The 17,511-nt window shown below is 40.7% G+C and carries 21 protein-coding genes; 5 read left to right on the plus strand and 16 right to left on the minus strand.

Going from position 1 to position 17,511, the window contains the following annotated elements; genetic code table 11:
• Nucleotides 1-42: 42 nt before the first annotated feature.
• Genes argB through argC form a run of 4 tightly spaced genes read right to left on the minus strand, consistent with a single transcriptional unit; the run spans nucleotide 43 to nucleotide 3,749 of the window.
• Nucleotides 43-936 (minus strand): acetylglutamate kinase, encoded by an 894-nt coding sequence (argB, locus tag G631_RS0102340; protein ID WP_026488078.1) that lies wholly within the window; start codon nucleotides 934-936, stop codon nucleotides 43-45.
• A 48-nt stretch (nucleotides 937-984) separates the two neighbouring features.
• Nucleotides 985-2,208, minus strand: coding sequence for a bifunctional glutamate N-acetyltransferase/amino-acid acetyltransferase ArgJ (gene argJ, locus G631_RS0102345; RefSeq protein ID WP_035789236.1), 1,224 nt, complete (start codon nucleotides 2,206-2,208; stop codon nucleotides 985-987).
• Between the two features lie 30 nt (nucleotides 2,209-2,238).
• Nucleotides 2,239-2,682, minus strand: coding sequence for a GNAT family N-acetyltransferase (locus tag G631_RS0102350; protein ID WP_026488080.1), 444 nt, complete (start codon nucleotides 2,680-2,682; stop codon nucleotides 2,239-2,241).
• A gap of 14 nt (nucleotides 2,683-2,696) precedes the next feature.
• Nucleotides 2,697-3,749, minus strand: a complete 1,053-nt coding sequence (gene argC, locus G631_RS0102355) for an N-acetyl-gamma-glutamyl-phosphate reductase (protein WP_026488081.1) — start codon at nucleotides 3,747-3,749, stop codon at nucleotides 2,697-2,699.
• A 283-nt stretch (nucleotides 3,750-4,032) separates the two neighbouring features.
• Between argC and G631_RS0102360 the strand changes: the two genes are divergently transcribed.
• The 4 genes from G631_RS0102360 to G631_RS0102375 all read left to right on the plus strand — a co-directional run bounded on the left by G631_RS0102360 (nucleotide 4,033) and on the right by G631_RS0102375 (nucleotide 7,234).
• Entirely contained in the window at nucleotides 4,033-5,259 is a 1,227-nt protein-coding gene (locus G631_RS0102360) for an argininosuccinate synthase (RefSeq protein ID WP_026488082.1), read from the plus strand.
• Nucleotides 5,260-5,553 (plus strand): DUF1294 domain-containing protein, encoded by a 294-nt coding sequence (locus tag G631_RS0102365; protein ID WP_026488083.1) that lies wholly within the window; start codon nucleotides 5,260-5,262, stop codon nucleotides 5,551-5,553.
• A 25-nt stretch (nucleotides 5,554-5,578) separates the two neighbouring features.
• On the plus strand, nucleotides 5,579-6,322 hold the full coding sequence (locus G631_RS0102370; RefSeq protein ID WP_026488084.1) for a LytR/AlgR family response regulator transcription factor: 744 nt from the start codon (nucleotides 5,579-5,581) through the stop codon (nucleotides 6,320-6,322).
• A gap of 75 nt (nucleotides 6,323-6,397) precedes the next feature.
• On the plus strand, nucleotides 6,398-7,234 hold the full coding sequence (locus G631_RS0102375; protein WP_026488085.1) for a DegV family protein: 837 nt from the start codon (nucleotides 6,398-6,400) through the stop codon (nucleotides 7,232-7,234).
• Here the strand turns inward: G631_RS0102375 and G631_RS0102380 are convergent.
• Nucleotides 7,224-8,249 carry a substrate-binding domain-containing protein gene (locus G631_RS0102380; protein ID WP_026488086.1) on the minus strand — a complete coding sequence of 342 codons (1,026 nt, stop codon included), beginning with the start codon at nucleotides 8,247-8,249 and terminating at the stop codon, nucleotides 7,224-7,226. The genes G631_RS0102375 and G631_RS0102380 overlap by 11 nt on opposite strands.
• A gap of 192 nt (nucleotides 8,250-8,441) precedes the next feature.
• Between G631_RS0102380 and G631_RS0102385 the strand changes: the two genes are divergently transcribed.
• Nucleotides 8,442-8,945: a DUF5721 family protein gene (locus G631_RS0102385; protein ID WP_026488087.1), complete on the plus strand. Its 504-nt coding sequence runs from the start codon at nucleotides 8,442-8,444 to the stop codon at nucleotides 8,943-8,945.
• A 14-nt stretch (nucleotides 8,946-8,959) separates the two neighbouring features.
• On the opposite strand, the gene G631_RS0102390 is transcribed toward G631_RS0102385, so the two are convergent.
• The 11 genes from G631_RS0102390 to rlmB all read right to left on the minus strand — a co-directional run bounded on the left by G631_RS0102390 (nucleotide 8,960) and on the right by rlmB (nucleotide 17,453).
• Entirely contained in the window at nucleotides 8,960-9,319 is a 360-nt protein-coding gene (locus G631_RS0102390; RefSeq protein WP_051196735.1) for an Hpt domain-containing protein, read from the minus strand.
• A gap of 95 nt (nucleotides 9,320-9,414) precedes the next feature.
• Nucleotides 9,415-10,482, minus strand: a complete 1,068-nt coding sequence (prfA, locus tag G631_RS0102395; RefSeq protein WP_026488089.1) for a peptide chain release factor 1 — start codon at nucleotides 10,480-10,482, stop codon at nucleotides 9,415-9,417.
• A gap of 57 nt (nucleotides 10,483-10,539) precedes the next feature.
• Nucleotides 10,540-11,385: a peptide chain release factor N(5)-glutamine methyltransferase gene (prmC, locus tag G631_RS0102400; RefSeq protein ID WP_026488090.1), complete on the minus strand. Its 846-nt coding sequence runs from the start codon at nucleotides 11,383-11,385 to the stop codon at nucleotides 10,540-10,542.
• On the minus strand, nucleotides 11,378-12,370 hold the full coding sequence (locus tag G631_RS17725; RefSeq protein ID WP_035789118.1) for a DUF1385 domain-containing protein: 993 nt from the start codon (nucleotides 12,368-12,370) through the stop codon (nucleotides 11,378-11,380). Before G631_RS17725 ends, prmC begins: the two co-directional genes overlap by 8 nt.
• 87 nt (nucleotides 12,371-12,457) lie before the next feature.
• Entirely contained in the window at nucleotides 12,458-12,664 is a 207-nt protein-coding gene (gene rpmE, locus G631_RS0102410; RefSeq protein WP_026488091.1) for a 50S ribosomal protein L31, read from the minus strand.
• A 124-nt stretch (nucleotides 12,665-12,788) separates the two neighbouring features.
• Nucleotides 12,789-13,430 (minus strand): zinc ribbon domain-containing protein, encoded by a 642-nt coding sequence (locus tag G631_RS0102415; protein ID WP_026488092.1) that lies wholly within the window; start codon nucleotides 13,428-13,430, stop codon nucleotides 12,789-12,791.
• A 54-nt stretch (nucleotides 13,431-13,484) separates the two neighbouring features.
• Entirely contained in the window at nucleotides 13,485-14,234 is a 750-nt protein-coding gene (locus G631_RS0102420) for an amino acid ABC transporter ATP-binding protein (RefSeq protein WP_026488093.1), read from the minus strand.
• The gene (locus tag G631_RS0102425) at nucleotides 14,227-14,919 is read right to left on the minus strand and encodes an amino acid ABC transporter permease (RefSeq protein ID WP_026488094.1); all 693 of its coding nucleotides are present in this window, start codon (nucleotides 14,917-14,919) and stop codon (nucleotides 14,227-14,229) included. The genes G631_RS0102420 and G631_RS0102425 overlap by 8 nt, the downstream gene beginning before the upstream one ends.
• Nucleotides 14,920-15,048: 129 nt before the next feature.
• Nucleotides 15,049-15,936 (minus strand): transporter substrate-binding domain-containing protein, encoded by an 888-nt coding sequence (locus tag G631_RS0102435; RefSeq protein WP_026488095.1) that lies wholly within the window; start codon nucleotides 15,934-15,936, stop codon nucleotides 15,049-15,051.
• 147 nt (nucleotides 15,937-16,083) lie between these two features.
• Nucleotides 16,084-16,707 (minus strand): sigma-70 family RNA polymerase sigma factor, encoded by a 624-nt coding sequence (locus tag G631_RS0102440; RefSeq protein ID WP_026488096.1) that lies wholly within the window; start codon nucleotides 16,705-16,707, stop codon nucleotides 16,084-16,086.
• On the minus strand, nucleotides 16,704-17,453 hold the full coding sequence (gene rlmB / locus G631_RS0102445) for a 23S rRNA (guanosine(2251)-2'-O)-methyltransferase RlmB (RefSeq protein ID WP_026488097.1): 750 nt from the start codon (nucleotides 17,451-17,453) through the stop codon (nucleotides 16,704-16,706). The genes G631_RS0102440 and rlmB overlap by 4 nt, the downstream gene beginning before the upstream one ends.
• Nucleotides 17,454-17,511: the final 58 nt, after the last annotated feature.

The following is a 17,511-nucleotide window of genomic DNA, read 5'->3' on the forward strand; positions in this document are numbered from 1 at the left end:
TGTCATCTCCTTACTCTAATCATGATCATGGAGTCCTCCCTATCAGGCCTCTTTTGCAAGCTCATTATCAGACATAAACATTGTTCCAACACCCTTGTTTGTAAAGATTTCAAGAAGAAGGCAATGTGGAATTCGCCCATCCAGGATATGCACCTTATTAACGCCTTCTCTTATGGCATTTGTGCAGTTATTTAGCTTAGGAAGCATTCCACCGCCAATGTTTCCGCTTGCAATAAGGGCATCTGCTTCTGAACAGGTAAGCCTAGAAATAAAGGTAGACGGATCTTTGATATCCTTGTACACACCCTCGATATCTGTCAAAAAAGCCAGCTTGTCTGCCCCAACAGCCTTGGCAATCGCGCAGGCAGCATCATCAGCATTTATATTGTAGGTGTCAAAATTATCGTCAAAGCCAACTGGAGCTACAATTGGTAGATAGTCATTATCCAGAAGGTCAAATAAAACCTTGGGATCAACCTTATCAACCTCCCCTACAAAGCCTATATCCTTCCCATCAGAGAACTTTTTGGTAACATGTAAAAGACCTGAATCCTTACCGCTTATTCCTATTGATTTAACTCCCAGTTCCTGAACCATAGTCACAAGCTGCTTGTTAACTCTTCCAAGGACCATTTCTGCTATTTCCATGGTTTCCGCATCAGTTACGCGAAGTCCATTTACAAACTCGGCCTCTTTTCCAACCTTAGAAACCCAGTTACTGATTGCCTTGCCGCCACCATGAACTATAATAGGCTTAAATCCAACAAGTTTTAAAAGAGTAACATCCGTTATTACACTTTTTTGAAGTTCCGGATTACTCATGGCACTTCCGCCATATTTAACAACAATGACCTTTTTGTTAAACTTCTGAATATAAGGAAGGGCCTCCACAAGCACCTCTGCCTTTTTTAGTACTTCCTGCATATCCTTATCCATAGCACTCCTCCTACTATATAATCTGATAGCACAGGTAATTTTTCCCTGTCAGCTTCTGTAATCTGCATTTATCTTGACGTAATCATAGGTAAGGTCACATCCCCAGGCAGTAGCAGATGCATTTCCCTCATTCATATCCACAAATACTGTAACAGCGTCAGCCTTCATAATCTCAAGAGCCTTGTCCTCATCAAAAACGATAGGTGTTCCTTTATCAAAAACCTTGAGCTTTCCAAACTCACTTTCGAAATAAAGCTCCACATCGTTCTGGTCGAATTCTGCTCCAGAATAGCCCATGGCACATAAAAATCTTCCAAAGTTAGCATCACAGCCGTAAATAGCGGTCTTTGACAGATTAGAACCAACTATAGCTCTTGATAATATCCTTGCATCCTGCTTATCCCTTGCATTTACGACCTTGGCCTCAAAAAGCTTACTTGCACCTTCTCCATCTGCAGCCATTTTCTTGGCAAGATACTCACAGACAAATAAAAGAGCTTCCTTAAATGTGTTGTAGTCATCTGACTTTTCAGTTATCTCTTTGTTTCCAGCAAGGCCATTAGCCATGCATAAAAGAGTGTCATTTGTAGATGTGTCTCCATCTACAGTGATCATATTAAAGGTATCCTTTACAACGTCACTTACAGCCTCCTGCAAAAGAGCTTTGCTGATCGCAAGGTCTGTAGTAATAAAGGCCAGCATAGTGCACATATTAGGATGGATCATTCCTGATCCCTTGCTCATTCCTCCAAGTGTAACTGTCTTGCCATCTATTTCAAAAGATACAGCCACCTCTTTATTAACTGTATCAGTTGTCATTATTGCCTTGGAAGCATCAGTGCCAGCCTTAATGCTGCCATCCAAAGTCTTACTCATTGCCTCAACTCCCGCTACCAGCTTGTCTACTGGAAGCTGCATTCCTATTACTCCAGTAGAAGCAACAGCAACAGTATTATAAGGAACACCAAGATGTTCCTGACAAGCCTTTGCTGTTGCCTCGCAGGCATCAAATCCCTCTTTTCCTGTGCAGGCATTGGCGATACCAGAATTTATAACGACAGCCTGCATAGGCTCTCCAGACTCAACTATCTTTTTATCCCACATTACACAGGCTGCCTTAACAACGTTTGAAGTAAAGGTTCCTGCGCATACACAAGGCTCCTTGGAATAAACAAGAGCCATATCTGTCCTATCCTTATATTTTATCTGCGCCATAGCGCTTGTAGCTTCAAACCCTGTCGCAGCTGTAACTCCGCCTTCTATAACCTTCATTTCATCACCCATCCTTTTTTCTGAAATCAACTAGGGAACAAATACAGTCTTATTCTCATCATTTAGAACAAAGTCGTAATAATTCATATCATCCCTGAGAGTCCAGTTCATTTTTTTCCAAAACTTATTACCAACCTCATTTGTCACAAACGCATTAAGGCAAACCTTGTTTATCTTCTCCTTTTTTAGCTGCATGCAGCAAAAGTTCACCATCTTTTTGCCTATACCGTGCATTCTGTACTGCTCGTTCACACAAACATGGTAAAAACAGGCTCTTCTCCCGTCGTGACCGCATAAAATAGCGCCCACTATTTTTCCGTCCTCCACATCTACTGCGCTGGTAGTAGGATTTCTTTTTAAAAAGATATCAATTGCTTCCCTGGAATCATCTAAAGTCCTAAGCCCAAATCCATGGATTGAATTCCACAGGGCATAGACCTGGTCATAATCTTCAATTGTCATTATACGTACCATTTATGTCACTCCCCTTATGGACATTTGGGAACAAGTTTAAGCCCTGCTGTCTCGTTTAATCCAAACATAATATTCATATTCTGAACTGCCTGACCTGCTGCGCCCTTTATCAGATTGTCAATTGCACCCATCATGATGATCCTGCCGGTTCTTTCATCATTCTTAAAGCCTATATCAACGAAGTTACTGCTCTGCACCCATCTGGTCTCCGGGTAAACTCCATCCTTCAATAATCTGATAAAAATCTCATCCCCATAATACTTCTCGTAGGCCCTTCTAATATCCGAAGAATCTGGAAGTTTGCCATCCTTTTTTACAAGTGATGCATACTCTGTAGCAAGAATGCCTCTATTCATAGGAACCAAGTGAGGGGTGAAATTTATCACCATTTTTCTTCCGGCAGCGTATCCAAGCTGTTCTTCTATTTCAGGTGTATGTCTGTGGCTCGCAACCCCATATGGCTTGCAACTCTCATTGACCTCACAAAAGAGATTTGCAACCTTGGCGCCTCTTCCTGCCCCTGTCACGCCACTTAAAGCATCAACAATAAGTGTGTCAGGATCAATCAGTCCTTCCTTTATAAGAGGGTAAGCAGTAAGAATTGAGCAGGTTGTATAGCAGCCTGGATTAGCCACAAGTCTTGCGCCCTTAATCTTATCTCTATTAATCTCGCAGAGTCCATAGACAGCCTCATCAATAAACTCTGGTGCCTTGTGCTCTATCTTGTACCATTCCTCATACACCTTCACATCCTTGAGCCTGAAATCGGCTGAGAGGTCAATGACTTTAACCTTATTAAGAATCTCCTCATTTATAAGAGAAGCACATAACCCCTGAGGGGTTGCTGTAAAGATCACATCCACCTTATCCGCAAGTTCTTCCATATTATCATCCAGGCACTTGTCATTTATTATAGAAAAAAGGCTTCCAAAAACATTAGAGAACTCTTCTCCCACATAGCTTTTGGAGCCATACCATACAACTTCTGCCTCAGGGTGACCTAAAAGGATCCTGGCAATTTCTGCCCCTGCATAACCTGTTGCACCAATAATTCCAACCCTTATCATCTCTTGCATCCTCTCACATATAGTATTTGGAACTAAGAATAATTTTTTTCAGTATACGACCACAAATTGTATTATGCAATAGAAAATTTAATATTTATGCATCGTTTTATGTATTTTTTAAATATTTATGCATTATATATTGCATTTTATACATTTTTGTTTTATATTGATTTGGAAGCAACTATTTAGTGAACGTTTTTAGCTTACATTTTAATAGTTGGGGAAGTCGCACATATATAATAATAAACGATTAAATAATAAGAAGAAAGATGAGGTTACGATAATGGCAAAAGAAAAAGTTATTCTTGCATACTCTGGTGGTCTCGATACTACAGCTATCATTCCATGGCTCAAGGAGAATTTTGATTACGAAGTAATCTGTGTCTGCATTGATTGCGGCCAGGAAGAGGAACTTGACGGTCTTAACGAAAGAGCTCTTAGCTGTGGTGCCAGTAAGCTATACATTCTTGATGTTGTAGATGAATTCTGCGATGAATACATTGTTCCTTGCGTTCAGGCTCATGCTGTATATGAGAACAAGTACCTTCTCGGCACATCAATGGCACGTCCACTTATTGCCAAGAAACTTGTAGAAGTTGCCAGAAAAGAAGGCGCTGTTGCAATCTGCCACGGAGCTACAGGAAAAGGCAATGATCAGATCCGTTTTGAGCTTGGCATAAAGGCTCTAGCGCCTGATATCAAGATCATCGCAGCCTGGAGAAATGACAAGTGGACCATGGATTCTCGTGAATCAGAGATTGAATACTGCAAGGCACATGGAATCAATCTCCCATTTTCTGCTGACTCAAGCTACAGCAGAGACCGTAACCTCTGGCATATCTCGCATGAAGGCCTTGAGCTTGAAGATCCTTCACTTGAGCCCAATTACAAGCATCTCTTAGTTCTTGGCAAAACTCCAGAAGATGCTCCTGATGTTCCTACAACTGTTACAATGACCTTTGAGGGCGGCGTTCCTAAGTCTGTCAATGGAAAAGAGATGAAGGTTTCCGATATTATCCGCACTCTTAACAAGCTTGGTGGAGAAAATGGAATTGGTATCGTTGATATCGTTGAGAACCGCGTTGTTGGAATGAAATCCCGCGGCGTTTATGAAACCCCAGGCGGAACTATTTTATATGAGGCTCATCAGCAGCTTGAAGAGTTGATTTTAGACCGTGATACCTATACAATGAAGAAAGATATGGGCAACAAATTTGCCGATATAGTTTATGAAGGGAAATGGTTCACTCCTCTTAGAGAAGCTGAGCAGGCTTTTATTCAGTCAACACAGAAGTATGTAACAGGTGAGGTTACCTTTAAGCTCTATAAGGGTAATATCATTAAGGCTGGCACCAAGTCACCTTACTCTCTCTACAATGAGAGCATTGCATCTTTCAAGACTGGTGATCTCTATGATCATCACGACGCAGAAGGCTTTATCAATCTCTTTGGCCTTTCTTCAAAGGTTCGTGCCATGAAGATGCAGGAAGTAGAATCAAACAATAATTAAATGAATTCTTTATATCTTATAATCATATATTTAGTGATCACAAACGTTCTAGGGTTTGCCTTAATGGGAATAGACAAGCGGAGGGCCAGGAAAAATGCCTTCCGCATTCCTGAGGCAACCCTATTTTCAGTTGCCATAGTTGGGGGCAGCATCGGATCTATAATTGGAATGTTCCTTTTTAGGCACAAGACCAAACACTGGTATTTCCTTGTAGGAATGCCCTTGATATTACTTATCCAGATTGGCCTTGTAGCTCTTTTGTTCTGGCTTCCAATATCTTTTAGCTTTATTTAATTGTGTTTTTGGGGAGGATGAAAAAATGCATATTGCGGTATGCGATGACAACATAGCTGACAGAAAGCAGACAGAAAGGCTTTTGGGGAGGCAGTCCGACAGATTTTTCAAGGAAACCGGAGAACGCCTTTATATAGACTCCTACGGTAATGTAGAAGCCTTTTTGCGATATCCACAGATGTACGACGGCCTGTTTATCGATATGACTACAAGCACTCCTACTGGTTTTGAAATAGTCAAGCTTTTACTGGACGCAGGGGTAGTTCGTCCAATAATACTGTGCGTATCAACTATTGATTACCGTAAGGAGTATGAAGAATCAGGTCTTGATATACCAAACCTGATGTTCATCGACAAGCCTATAAGAGTTGCAGAGCTTACAAGTACCATGGACGAGATTCGCAAAATTAAGGGCGACCCTATTCCGACACTGGAACTTAGGGGTAAGGAAGGTGCTTTTTACGCAAAAAACGATGATATAGTTTACGCCAGGAAAAAAGGCGCCGAAGTCATAGTCCAGATTGCAGATGGCAGGACTATAACACTCATTGATGATATTTACAACTTCTATGATCAATGCGTTATATTCCCACAGATCTGCCCTGTAAACGACAATGCCATAATCAATATAAATCACATCAAAAAGGTTGGTTTTGGCAAGGTTACTATGGATGACGATGAGAACTTTAGAATCTCTCTTTCCTATAGAAATGCCATTTCCGAGGCTAGAGAAATAGTTAAGAATCTTAATAATAAAAGCGATAGTTAAATTGTAATCAATGCATTTACTAATGGGTCAGTAAATGTTATTATCTAAAAAGATTTTTTACCAAATGGAGGCTTTATGAGTTATAAAATTGTAGTTGATAGTTGTTGCGACCTTCCATCAGAATACAGAAAAGACCCCAGATTTCAGATTATTCCACTTATCTTACAGATAGATGATCATACTATTATTGATGACGAAACCTTTGATCAGGCAGATTACCTGGCCAAGGTAGCAGCTTCAGAAAACTGTGCACGAACAGCTTGTCCTTCTCCAGAGCTTTATATGAAATCCTTTGTAAGTGATGCTGAGGACATTTATGTTGTTACTCTCTCTTCCAAGCTTAGCGGTAGCTACAACAGCGCCCTCCTTGGTAAAGAGTTATATCTGGAAGAATACGGACATAAGAACATCCATATCGTTGATTCTCTTTCCGCATGCTGTGGTGAAGCACAGATTGCCCTAAAAGCCATGGAATTGGCTGATAGCGGTATGTCTTTTGACCAGGTAGTTGAATCTCTTGAGAAATACAGAGACGAGATGCTCACGTATTTTGTTCTTGACTCACTTGAAACGCTTCGCAAAAACGGCCGTCTTACAGGTGTCAAGGCCCTTGTAGCTACTACGCTCAATATCAAACCCGTATGTTGTGGTATTAAGGGAGAAATTGCCCAGAAGAGCCAGGGAATAGGCATCAGAAAAGCTCTTATCAAGATGACAGAGCTTGTTGCCGGAGAAATATTAAATCCAGAAGAAAAGACCCTTATGATAACCCATGTAAACTGCTATGAAAGAGCTGCAGTTGTTAAGGATCTCCTTCTTAAAAAGATTCCTTTTAGAAAGGCACTTATAGTAGATGCTGCAGGAGTTGCTACAACCTACGCAGGCGACGGAGGAATCGTAGTTACCTGCTGATTCTTTTGACGCTTTCGCCTTCTATCATATGGCCCTCGAGGATCATGATTCCCTGTCTGTACCTCTCTCCGCTTATCTTACGGATAAGGTTTAAGATTGCATTTCTGCCCATCTCATAGGTATCTACACCATAGGTGGTAAGCTTTATGTCACACAACCCTGGGAAAAGATAATTATCATATCCCACTACAGATATATCCTCAGGTACTCTATAGCCACTTTCATTTAGTTTTCTAATAAGCATGCTTGCAGCCATATCACAGTTACAGAAAAAGGCTGTAGGCATCTTTTTTGGGAGTTTAAAGAACTTATTATAATCCATCACTCCAGTTTCCAGGTCCCTGTCATAAATGATCCAGTCTCCCCTGTAAGGCTGCCCATGCTCCATAAGAGACTTGGTATATCCAAGATATCTGTCTGTAATAACTCCTGATGCCAGTATTGTTCCAACAAAGGCAATATCCTTGTGCCCCATGTCAAAAAGATAATTTGTAAGACAATAAGCTCCATTATAGCTATCAGATACAACCGCATCCTCATCCCCAGAGTGATTGCAGAAATCAAGAAAGACCATAGGAATTCCGCTCTGCTCCTTGATTGCAGAAAGATACTCCTGATCAAGCCTTCCAACTACGACGATTCCTTCTATCTTTTTATCCTCAACAAGGCGTGGAATCACCTTGTTCTTCTCATTATCGGCAGAAATAACTTCAAGCATAGTAAAGCAGCCCCTATCCATGGCTATCTGCGATACCTGCTGATGCATTCTGGTATAAAAAGAGCTATACTCGCTCATGAAATTTTCAGAAATAAGAACACCAATGGTATAACTTTTATTGGAGAAATCCTGTTTTCTTGAAACAGAAGGAACATAGCCCATTTCATCAGCCAGAGCATGAATCTTTTCCCTAAGGTCCTCACTCATACCCTTCTGTCCAGAAAGAGCCTTGGATACTGTAACTGTGCTAACGCCTATTCTGTCCGCAATATCTTTAAGTCTAACTGTTTTTGACATACTTTTTCTCCTTTATTACGATAATAACAGTATAAACTAATTTTAAGTTTCAATGCACTAATTAATTTATCCAATATTGTGCAAAAAGGACCATTTTATTTTATTCAATATTACATATTGCAAAATACATAATTTCTCATTCTTTTCATGGTATACTTAAATACAATAAATAAAAAGGAACAAAGGAACACAATGATCGCAGTACTTGCTTCAAATAAAAAAGAATTCATGACAAAACTTCTTACATCAGATATTTTCGATAACTTTCTTGTAGAAGAAGCCACAATAGATACCTTCAACACCTTCCATATTGACGGTAAGATACATAAAGATTTTTATAAAAATGATGGCGAATATTCCGACGACACGCCACTTTTAGATTATTCTAAATGGAGTGATCTAAAGAGCATTTGTTTTGACCTTATAAAGGGTAAAAGAACTCCACTTTCTTTTAAATTCACTTTTCATCCGGGACAGGCAATGAAAAATGAAGTATTAGAAAAGGCTGGGCTTAACATCAACCCTGAAGACGTTCTGTTAGGGCTTAACATACGTTTTTCAAACGGCAATATCATACTTACAACAGGCTGCGCCTTTAAGATCTTTTCACTGGATAAAACAATAGAAAAAGCCTGGGACGAATTCATCCCAAGCTTTCTTGAAATATCTAATATCGAAACTAAAGAATATGAATAAAGCCTTCTTGATGGCTATGCCTGATACTTCTGCAAAATAGCAATAAGCTCATCATATTTAGGTTTTATCTCATCATACTTTTCCTTATAGCCATCCATTGAGCCGGCCCTTAAGATTTCAGTAAGATCACGGACTGGCGTAAGGAACCCCTTAAGTCCAAGGTTAGCGCCTACACCCTTCAAAGTGTGTACTGCCTTAAAGGCTTCTGTGACATTTCCTTCATCTAAAAATCTGGTCAGATCATTCATGCTCTGGTCATTCAAAAACTTGAACATAAACTTGGCAATGAGGTCCTCATTACCCATAAATCTGTCCAGGATTTCGTCCCAGTCTACACCCCACTCTATCAGTTCAGCTTTGAAAGCAGCATCCATAATCAAACCATACCTTTCACGAAAAAAAGTACAAATTCGAACTCATATAGTAATTGTATATCATATAGGTGTCAAAAGTCAAAACGCCTACATGCTTATTCTATAGAACTTAGTTTCTCCGCCTGATCAGCTGCTATGAGGCTGTCTATGATCTCATCTATATCTCCATCCATGATCTGATCAATCTTATAAAGAGTAAGGCCAATCCTGTGGTCTGTAACTCTTCCCTGATGGAAATTGTAGGTTCTGATCTTCTCTGATCTGTCTCCACTTCCTACCTGACTCTTACGAAGCTGAGCCTCATTGTTGTGCTTCTTTTCCTGCTCAAGTTCATAGAGCTTGGCTCTAAGCACTCTAAGTGCCTTAGCCTTATTCTGCTGCTGGCTCTTTTCATCCTGACAGGAAATTACTATTCCAGTAGGAAAATGAGTAAGTCTTACTGCTGAGTCTGTGGTATTAACGCACTGTCCGCCGTTACCAGACGCTCTGAAAACATCAAACTTGCAGTCATTCATATCTATCTCAACTTCCACATCCTCAACCTCAGGCATGATTGCAACTGTGATTGCAGAGGTATGAATTCTACCACCTGACTCTGTAGCAGGAATTCTCTGAACTCTGTGAACTCCACTTTCAAATTTAAGCCTTGAATAAGCTCCATTTCCCTTTATCATAAAGCTCACAGTCTTGATACCACCAATACCGATATCTTCAACGCTCATGGTCTCCACACGCCAGTTCTGACGCTCTGCATATCTTGTATAAAGCCTGTACATATCTGCTGCAAACAAAGCTGCCTCGTCGCCGCCAACGCCCGCTCTTATCTCAACAATTACGTTCTTGTCATCATTAGGATCCTTGGGCAAAAGAAGAATCTTAAGGCGGTTCTCAAGCTCAGGAATCATGTCCTTGGCATTTGCAAGTTCTTCCTTGAGCATTTCCTTCATATCTGGGTCACTCTCTTCATCCAGCATCATAAGGCTCTCTTCCATGGTTTCCTTGCATTTTTTGTACTGGTTATAGCACTCTACAAGTGGCTCTAAGCTCTTTTGCTCTTTCATGAGCTTTCTGAATCTGTCCTGATCAGAGATCACAGACGGTTCATTAAGTTCCATACTAATATCTTCATATTTTCGTATTATATCTTCTATTCTATCAAACATATCCTTATCCTCTATTAGTCACTTCTTACAGGCATAAACAAAATCATCCCAATAACGCTAATAGAAGCAGGCGCTTACAACCCTGTCGTTACCGCCAAGATCCTTTATCACCTGGATATCATGAAATCTGCCATTGGCCTCTAGCATTGATACAAGAGCTTCCCTCTGGTCATAGCCTATTTCCATCAGTAAATATCCGCTGGAATTCAAATACTCAGATGCCCTGTCTACGATTCTCCTGTAGAACACAAGGCCATCTTCATCTCCATCAAGAGCAAGCCTGGGCTCATAATCTCTTACTTCTGGAGCCAGCTCCTTAATTACCTCGCTGGCAATATATGGAGGGTTTGAGACAATAATATCAAACTTGCCCATCTCTTCTGTAGGGAAAAGATCTGTCTTTATAAAGGTTGCTCTATTGGAAAGCCCAAGCTTATCCGCATTCCCCCTTGCAACCTCAAGTGCTCCTTCAGAAATGTCAGTGCACACAGCGCTTGTATTATTTGTATAATTTAAAAGACTTAGTGCTATGCAGCCTGAGCCTGTGCAGAGATCCATAAATCTCATTCCATCCTCAAGATATCTCATAGCCTCTTCCACTAAAATTTCTGTATCCTGCTCAGGAATAAGCACGTTTTTGTTAACGCAAAAATCAAGCCCCATGAAGCTCCAGGAGCCAATTATATATGCAACAGGCTCACGCTCAGCCCTTCTGTCAATAAAGCCCAGATACTTCTCAGTGTCTGCGTCTGAAACCTCCAAATCAGGATGTGCCAAAAGGGTGCTGTGATCTGTTCCACACACATATTCCAAAAGGAGCCGGGCATCAAGCTTAGCTTCTGCAATCCCGGCTCTTTCTAATTTCTCTATTCCATTTACATATAAATCTTTGTAATTACTCATCTGTCTCTTCGTCGTCTTTTAACCAACTGTCGTCTATTTCGTAGCCAAAGGAGTCCTTTAGGAATTCCTTCCAGTCAAAAACAGCCTCTACTGATCTGATAGCAACCTCTATCATATCATCATCAGGCTCCTTGGTAGTCAGCTTCTGAAGCCAAAGTCCTGGTGCTGAGATCAGCCTTACAAGGAAGAACTCTGTTCTGCCCGCAAGTCTTATAATCTCGTAAGAGATTCCTGAAATAACAGGAATAAGAAGGATTCTGATCAGTACTCTTAGTGCATAAGAGTCTACTCTAATAAAGAAAAAGAGAATAATACTGATCACCATAACAAAGAGAATAAAGCTACTTCCGCATCTCTTGTGGAGTCTTGAACTCTTCTTGACATTTTTAACGGTGAGAGGTCTACCTTTTTCAATGCAGTTAATGCACTTGTGTTCCGCGCCATGATACTGGAACAGTCTTCTAATATCCTTCATACAGGAAATAAGAAGAATATAGAGAATAAAAATAACTATTCTAAGCACGCCCTCAATGATAGCAATCACAGACTCATTTCTGATATATTTACCAAGCACCTCAGAAAGAGCATATGGAAGGACCATAAAAAGACCTATAGCAAAAAGGAAGGATATAATAGTAGTCACAACCATAAGGAAGGTATCCTCATGTCCTCCGGAAACCACATCAAGTTCTTCATCCAGCTTGGATGGCTTCTCTGGAGCCTCCTCATAAAAGGAAGAAGAAAAATTTAGTGACTTAAGTCCCAAAATAAGTGAATCTATAAAGACAAATATTCCTCTTACAAAAGGGATGCTAAGGAGCTTACTCCCATAAGCAAGACCATGATATTCATCTATCTCTACAGCTATTTCTCCATTGGGCTTTCTGACAGCAACAGCGTACATATCCTTGTTCTTCATCATAACGCCTTCAAGTACTGCCTGTCCGCCTATTCCTGAATAATGCTTAACCTTACGTCTCTTCATACACTACCTCAAGCTAAAATACTTTATTTTGTAAAAAGAAAAGAGGCCGAGGCTAATGCCTCAACCTCTTAAATTCTAATAGCTCAATTACTGGTTGTTCATGCCGTATTTCTTGTTGAACTTATCAATACGTCCACGAGCACTTGTAGCCTTCTGCTGGCCAGTATAGAATGGATGGCACTTTGAGCAAATTTCTACGTGAATCTCGCTCTTTGTTGATCCAACTGTGAATGTGTTACCGCAGTTGCAAGTAACAGTGGCCTGATGGAATTCTGGCTGAATGTCCTGTCTCATCTCTTCTCACCTCTCTATATACAAAAAATCTTCTAATTAACTATAGTTACCGCTGTTCACAACAGCTATATAAATATAACATACTTATGCTATATTCGCAAGTACTTTTTATAACGATTTATTATTATGCTACATTTTCTGTAGGAACAATGCCTGTAGAAGTGTAGTTCTTGTAGGCCTTGTTCATCTTATATGTTGTAACAACAGCATATACACCAGCTACAATAATAAGCCAGCCACCGCCGGTCTGAAGAACAAATACACAGATTACAAAATTAAAGATACTGTATGCAAGCAGTATAACAGAAGCTATAAAGCTCTTCTTCCAATGAATTATACCACCAAGCACTCCAAGAATAACCGCGTCAATTGGGAAGCCACCGCCAACAAGCTGCGCAATAAGTGTGATTACTGCGCATACATAGCAGATTATTGCACATGCATTAGCATTCTTTTTCTGTTTCTCCATAGCAGGAAGATTGATAAACTCTTCCTTGGTCAGCTGCTGGTACTGTCCAGCCTGATTATACTGGTTGTACTGCATATACTGAGCATTCTGGCCATTAAACATAGGAGCGCCCTGCATAGGCTGTGCATACTGATTGTTCTGTGCATACTGCATGTTCTGAGGATTCTGCGCATACTGCACGTTCTGTGCGTACTGTTGTGCACCAGCATCAACCGCATTATTGTCAAGTGCAGCGCCACAATTAGTACAGAACCTAGATCCGTCAGCATTCTCTGCACCACAATTGTTACATTTCATGATCAAACTCTCCTTTTTCCAAAAACTCCATCCCGAAAAACTTCGCCTAGTTTATCACACTTTTTCGATTTTGTGAAGTGCTCTGTTAAGAAACTGTCTTGTTCTCTCCTGCTGGGGATTTCCGAATATCTCTGAAGGCGTTCCCTGTTCTACTACTCTTCCACCGTCCATAAATACTACTCTTGATGCAACCTCCTGAGCAAACGACATTTCGTGAGTCACAACAACCATAGTAGTTCCTTCCAGGGCAAGTTTTTTCATAACCTCCAAAACTTCTCCGGTAAGCTCAGGATCAAGAGCACTTGTAGGCTCATCAAAAAGGATCACCTTAGGCTCTGGGGCAATAGCTCTGGCAATTGCAACTCTCTGCTGCTGACCACCAGATAATTCACCTGGATAATAGCCTGCTCTGTCCAACATTCCAACCTTGGCAAGATGCTCAAGAGCAATCTCTTTTGCCTTGTCTTTATTCATCTTGCGGGCAGTAACAAGGCCCTCCATGACGTTCTCAAGAGCTGTCATATTATTAAAAAGGTTAAAGCTCTGGAAGACAAAGCCCATTTCCATTCTAAGCTTTCTGATATCTGCCTTTGAAATGTGAGCCATATCTCCGTGATAATCATCAAAAGTTATCTCACCAATATCAGTTGTCTCCAGAAAACTCATACATCTAAGAAGCGTGGTCTTACCAGATCCGGACTGGCCAATGATTGCCACAACCTCTCCCTTGTCCACTTTAAAGTCCATTCCAGCAAGGACGCCGGTTCCAGAAAAAGACTTATGTAAATTATGTATTTCAAGCATATTTTGTCACCTTATCCTTACCATCACTTTTCCATACCAGCTTCTTTTCAAGATATCTCTGAAGCCAGGTCAAAAGAGTTGAAAAAATCAGATAAATAAATGCCGCCTCCAGATATAGGGCAAAAGGCTCATAGGTCCTGGCTGCAATCTGCTGAGCAGTTGTAAAAAGATCTATGACCGTAATACTAGATGCCAGTGCAGTGTCCTTAAGAAGACTTATCAGGTTGTTAAAAAGATTCGGAAAAGCCACAGGAAAAGACTGGGGCAAAATAACCCTCACCATAGCCTGAGGATAGTCAAGGCCTATCATGTAGGCTGCCTCAAGCTGGCCCTTAGGTATTGCCAGAATAGCTGACCTGAAAACCTCTGCATTATAGGCTCCAAGATTAAGTCCAAAAGCAAGCACAGCAGCAGGAAATGCATCTAGAACAATCCCAATATTTGGAAGTCCAAAGAAAATAATAAAGAGCTGCACTATCAAAGGCGTTCCGCGAAATACCCAGATGTAGAATCTGGCAATCTGGCGCAGCACCTTGATATTGGCCACCTGGACAAGAGCCAGTAAAAGACCTATAGCAAGGCTCAGTGCAAAGGATAGCAATGTCAAGGGTATTGTTATCTTTATACCAGGTATCAGGATCTTAAAAAAAGAACTTGTGATAATTTCAAATAATCTATCGTCCATCAATAAATCTCTTTCATGTCATTTTTCTTTATATCAATATCATTGTTACTAGCAATAGCAGGAATATTAACATTTCCCTTATATTCCAAGAAAAAAAGAAGGTGCACCATGGCACCCTCTCATTATATCTTACTTGGTTATATCCTGGCCAAAGTATTTAGTGGAAAGCTCTGAAAGTGTGCCATCAGCAGCCATTTCCTGTATTGCCTCATCTATGGCAGCTCGTAGAGAAGCTGATTCATCGCCCTTTCGAAGAGGTATTGAAACCTCAGAAGCTTCATCAGTAAGAGCAACTATCTTAATAGGAGCATCTGGGTGCTCGCCAAGGTAATCATAGAAAGAAACCTCAGCATTGAGTGTTGCATCTACTCTTCCTGATAATACCATATCGATTGTCTCAGAAAGTGTATCAACATTCTGAACATCTGCACCAAGGTCTGCAGCCATATCTGCATAGGTTGAACCAAGTGAATTACTTGTCTTCTTGCCCTTAAGATCATCAAAAGTTGTGATCTCTGTGTTATCATCCTTAACAACAAGTGCTGTTCTAATGAAAGCATATGGAGTAGTGAAATCATATTTTTCTTTTCTCAGATCTGTAATCTCAACACCATTTATGATGCAGTCATATCTTCCGCCATCAAGGCCAGCAAAAAGGCCATCCCACTCGCCTTCTACGAATTCAGCTTCTACCCCGAGACGCTTTGCTATCTCTTTACCAACCTCTGTGTCAAATCCAACAAGTTCTCCTGACTCATCATGATAGGTCCATGGAGCCCACTGGCCTTCCATTGCAATAATGATCTTGCCTTTTTCCTTGATAGAAGCCAGCTGATCTGCAGCTGTATCTGCCACTGTCTCAGCTGGAGTTTCAGCTACTACGCTGTTTTCTACAACAGATTCCTCAGACGGAGTTGTTGTCGTCTCGCTTGAATTGCCGCAACCTGCAAGAACTCCAGCAAGCATTGTTGTAGCAACTGTAATACCTAAAAATCTTTTGTTCTCAAAAAGTTTCATAGTTTATGTCTCCTCATATCATTTCGCGCAATATAATTGCGCCTATAGCAATTTATTGTACATGATAAAAACTGATGTGTCAAAATCCTATCACTTTACTAGGATTTTACAGCCATAAATAATTTCTTTCAATAAACATATCTTTAATTATTTATTAAGATATTTTTTGAGTTTATTTCTGATTCTCTGCATAGCATTATCTGTAGATTTCTCATCCCTTGAAAGGACTGCTGAAATCTGCTTTATGCTCATGCCTGTGATATAAAGATCCAGCACCTGGCTCTCCAAGGGGCTAAGCTCTCTTTCTATAGCCTCTTCCAGAGCCTTAAGGTTTTCCTGGTCAATGATATGCTGCTCCGGAATAAAGCTTGAATCCGATTCCAGAACCTCCTCAAGAGATGGTGATATATCCTCGCTACCATCTTCTCTTCTGGCATAAATAGAAATATAACTGTTGAGGGGCGCATGTTTCTTCCTGTTAAGAGACTTTATAGCAGAATAGATCTGCCTTGAGATACAAAGATCTGCAAAGGTGGCAAAACTTGCATCTCTGCCGTAGTCGTAGTCTCTCACAGCCTTAAATAGCCCAATCATGCCCTCCTGAATAAGGTCATCCTTGTCTGCTCCCAGGATAAACATGGAAGTTGCTTTTTTCCTGACCAGATTCTTGTACTTGTTCATGATGTAGTCTATCGCGCCTGCATCTTCGTCATCATGTATAGAAAGAATTATTTCCTCATCAGTTTTATCTTTGTATTTGCTATCGCTCATCCCATCCTCTGTCTTACAACTTCAAACGCAAGAACTCCGCATGCTACCGAAGCATTAAGGGAATCAATATCTCCCTTCATAGGGATTGAGGCGATCATGTCACACTTTTCGCGGACAAGACGGCTTACTCCACTTCCCTCATTTCCAATAACAAGGCCAATAGGCCCTTTTAAGTTAAGCTGATACATTGTAGTTCCGCCCATATCAGCACAGGCAAACCAAAGCCCCTTATCCTTGAGGTCTTCGATAGTATTGGCAATATTGGTCACCTTGGCAACTGGTGTGTAATTGATTGCTCCAGCTGATGCCTTGGCTACAGTTGCTGTAAGAGATGCTGCTCTATGCTTGGGAATGATAACTCCGTGAGCACCTGCAAGATTAGCTGTTCTGATAATAGCTCCAAGGTTATGAGGATCCTCAATATTATCAAGAATAATAATAAACGGGTCTTCACCTTTTTCTTTTGCCCTTGCGAGGATATCGTCAACCTCAGCATAGTTGTAGGATGCGCCGTAGGCTATAACTCCCTGATGCTTGCCAGTTTCAGAAATCTGGTCAAGTCGCTCTTTTTTGACAAAAGAAATAACGGTATCCTTGTGCTTTTTTGCCTCTCTTAAAATAGTCTGCACAGGTCCATCCTTGCAGCCATCTAAAATAAAGAGTCTGTCTATGGTCTTACCTGACCTGAAAGCCTCCAAAACCGCATTTCTACCCTCTATTATCCTGCTCTCAAAATTTTCTTCCATATTCCATAATCCTTATATATTACTAAAATCCACTGTTCCAGACACCTGTACATGCATG

It is taken from the genome of Butyrivibrio sp. XBB1001, from assembly GCF_000424505.1.
Classification (GTDB): Bacteria; Bacillota; Clostridia; order Lachnospirales; family Lachnospiraceae; genus Butyrivibrio.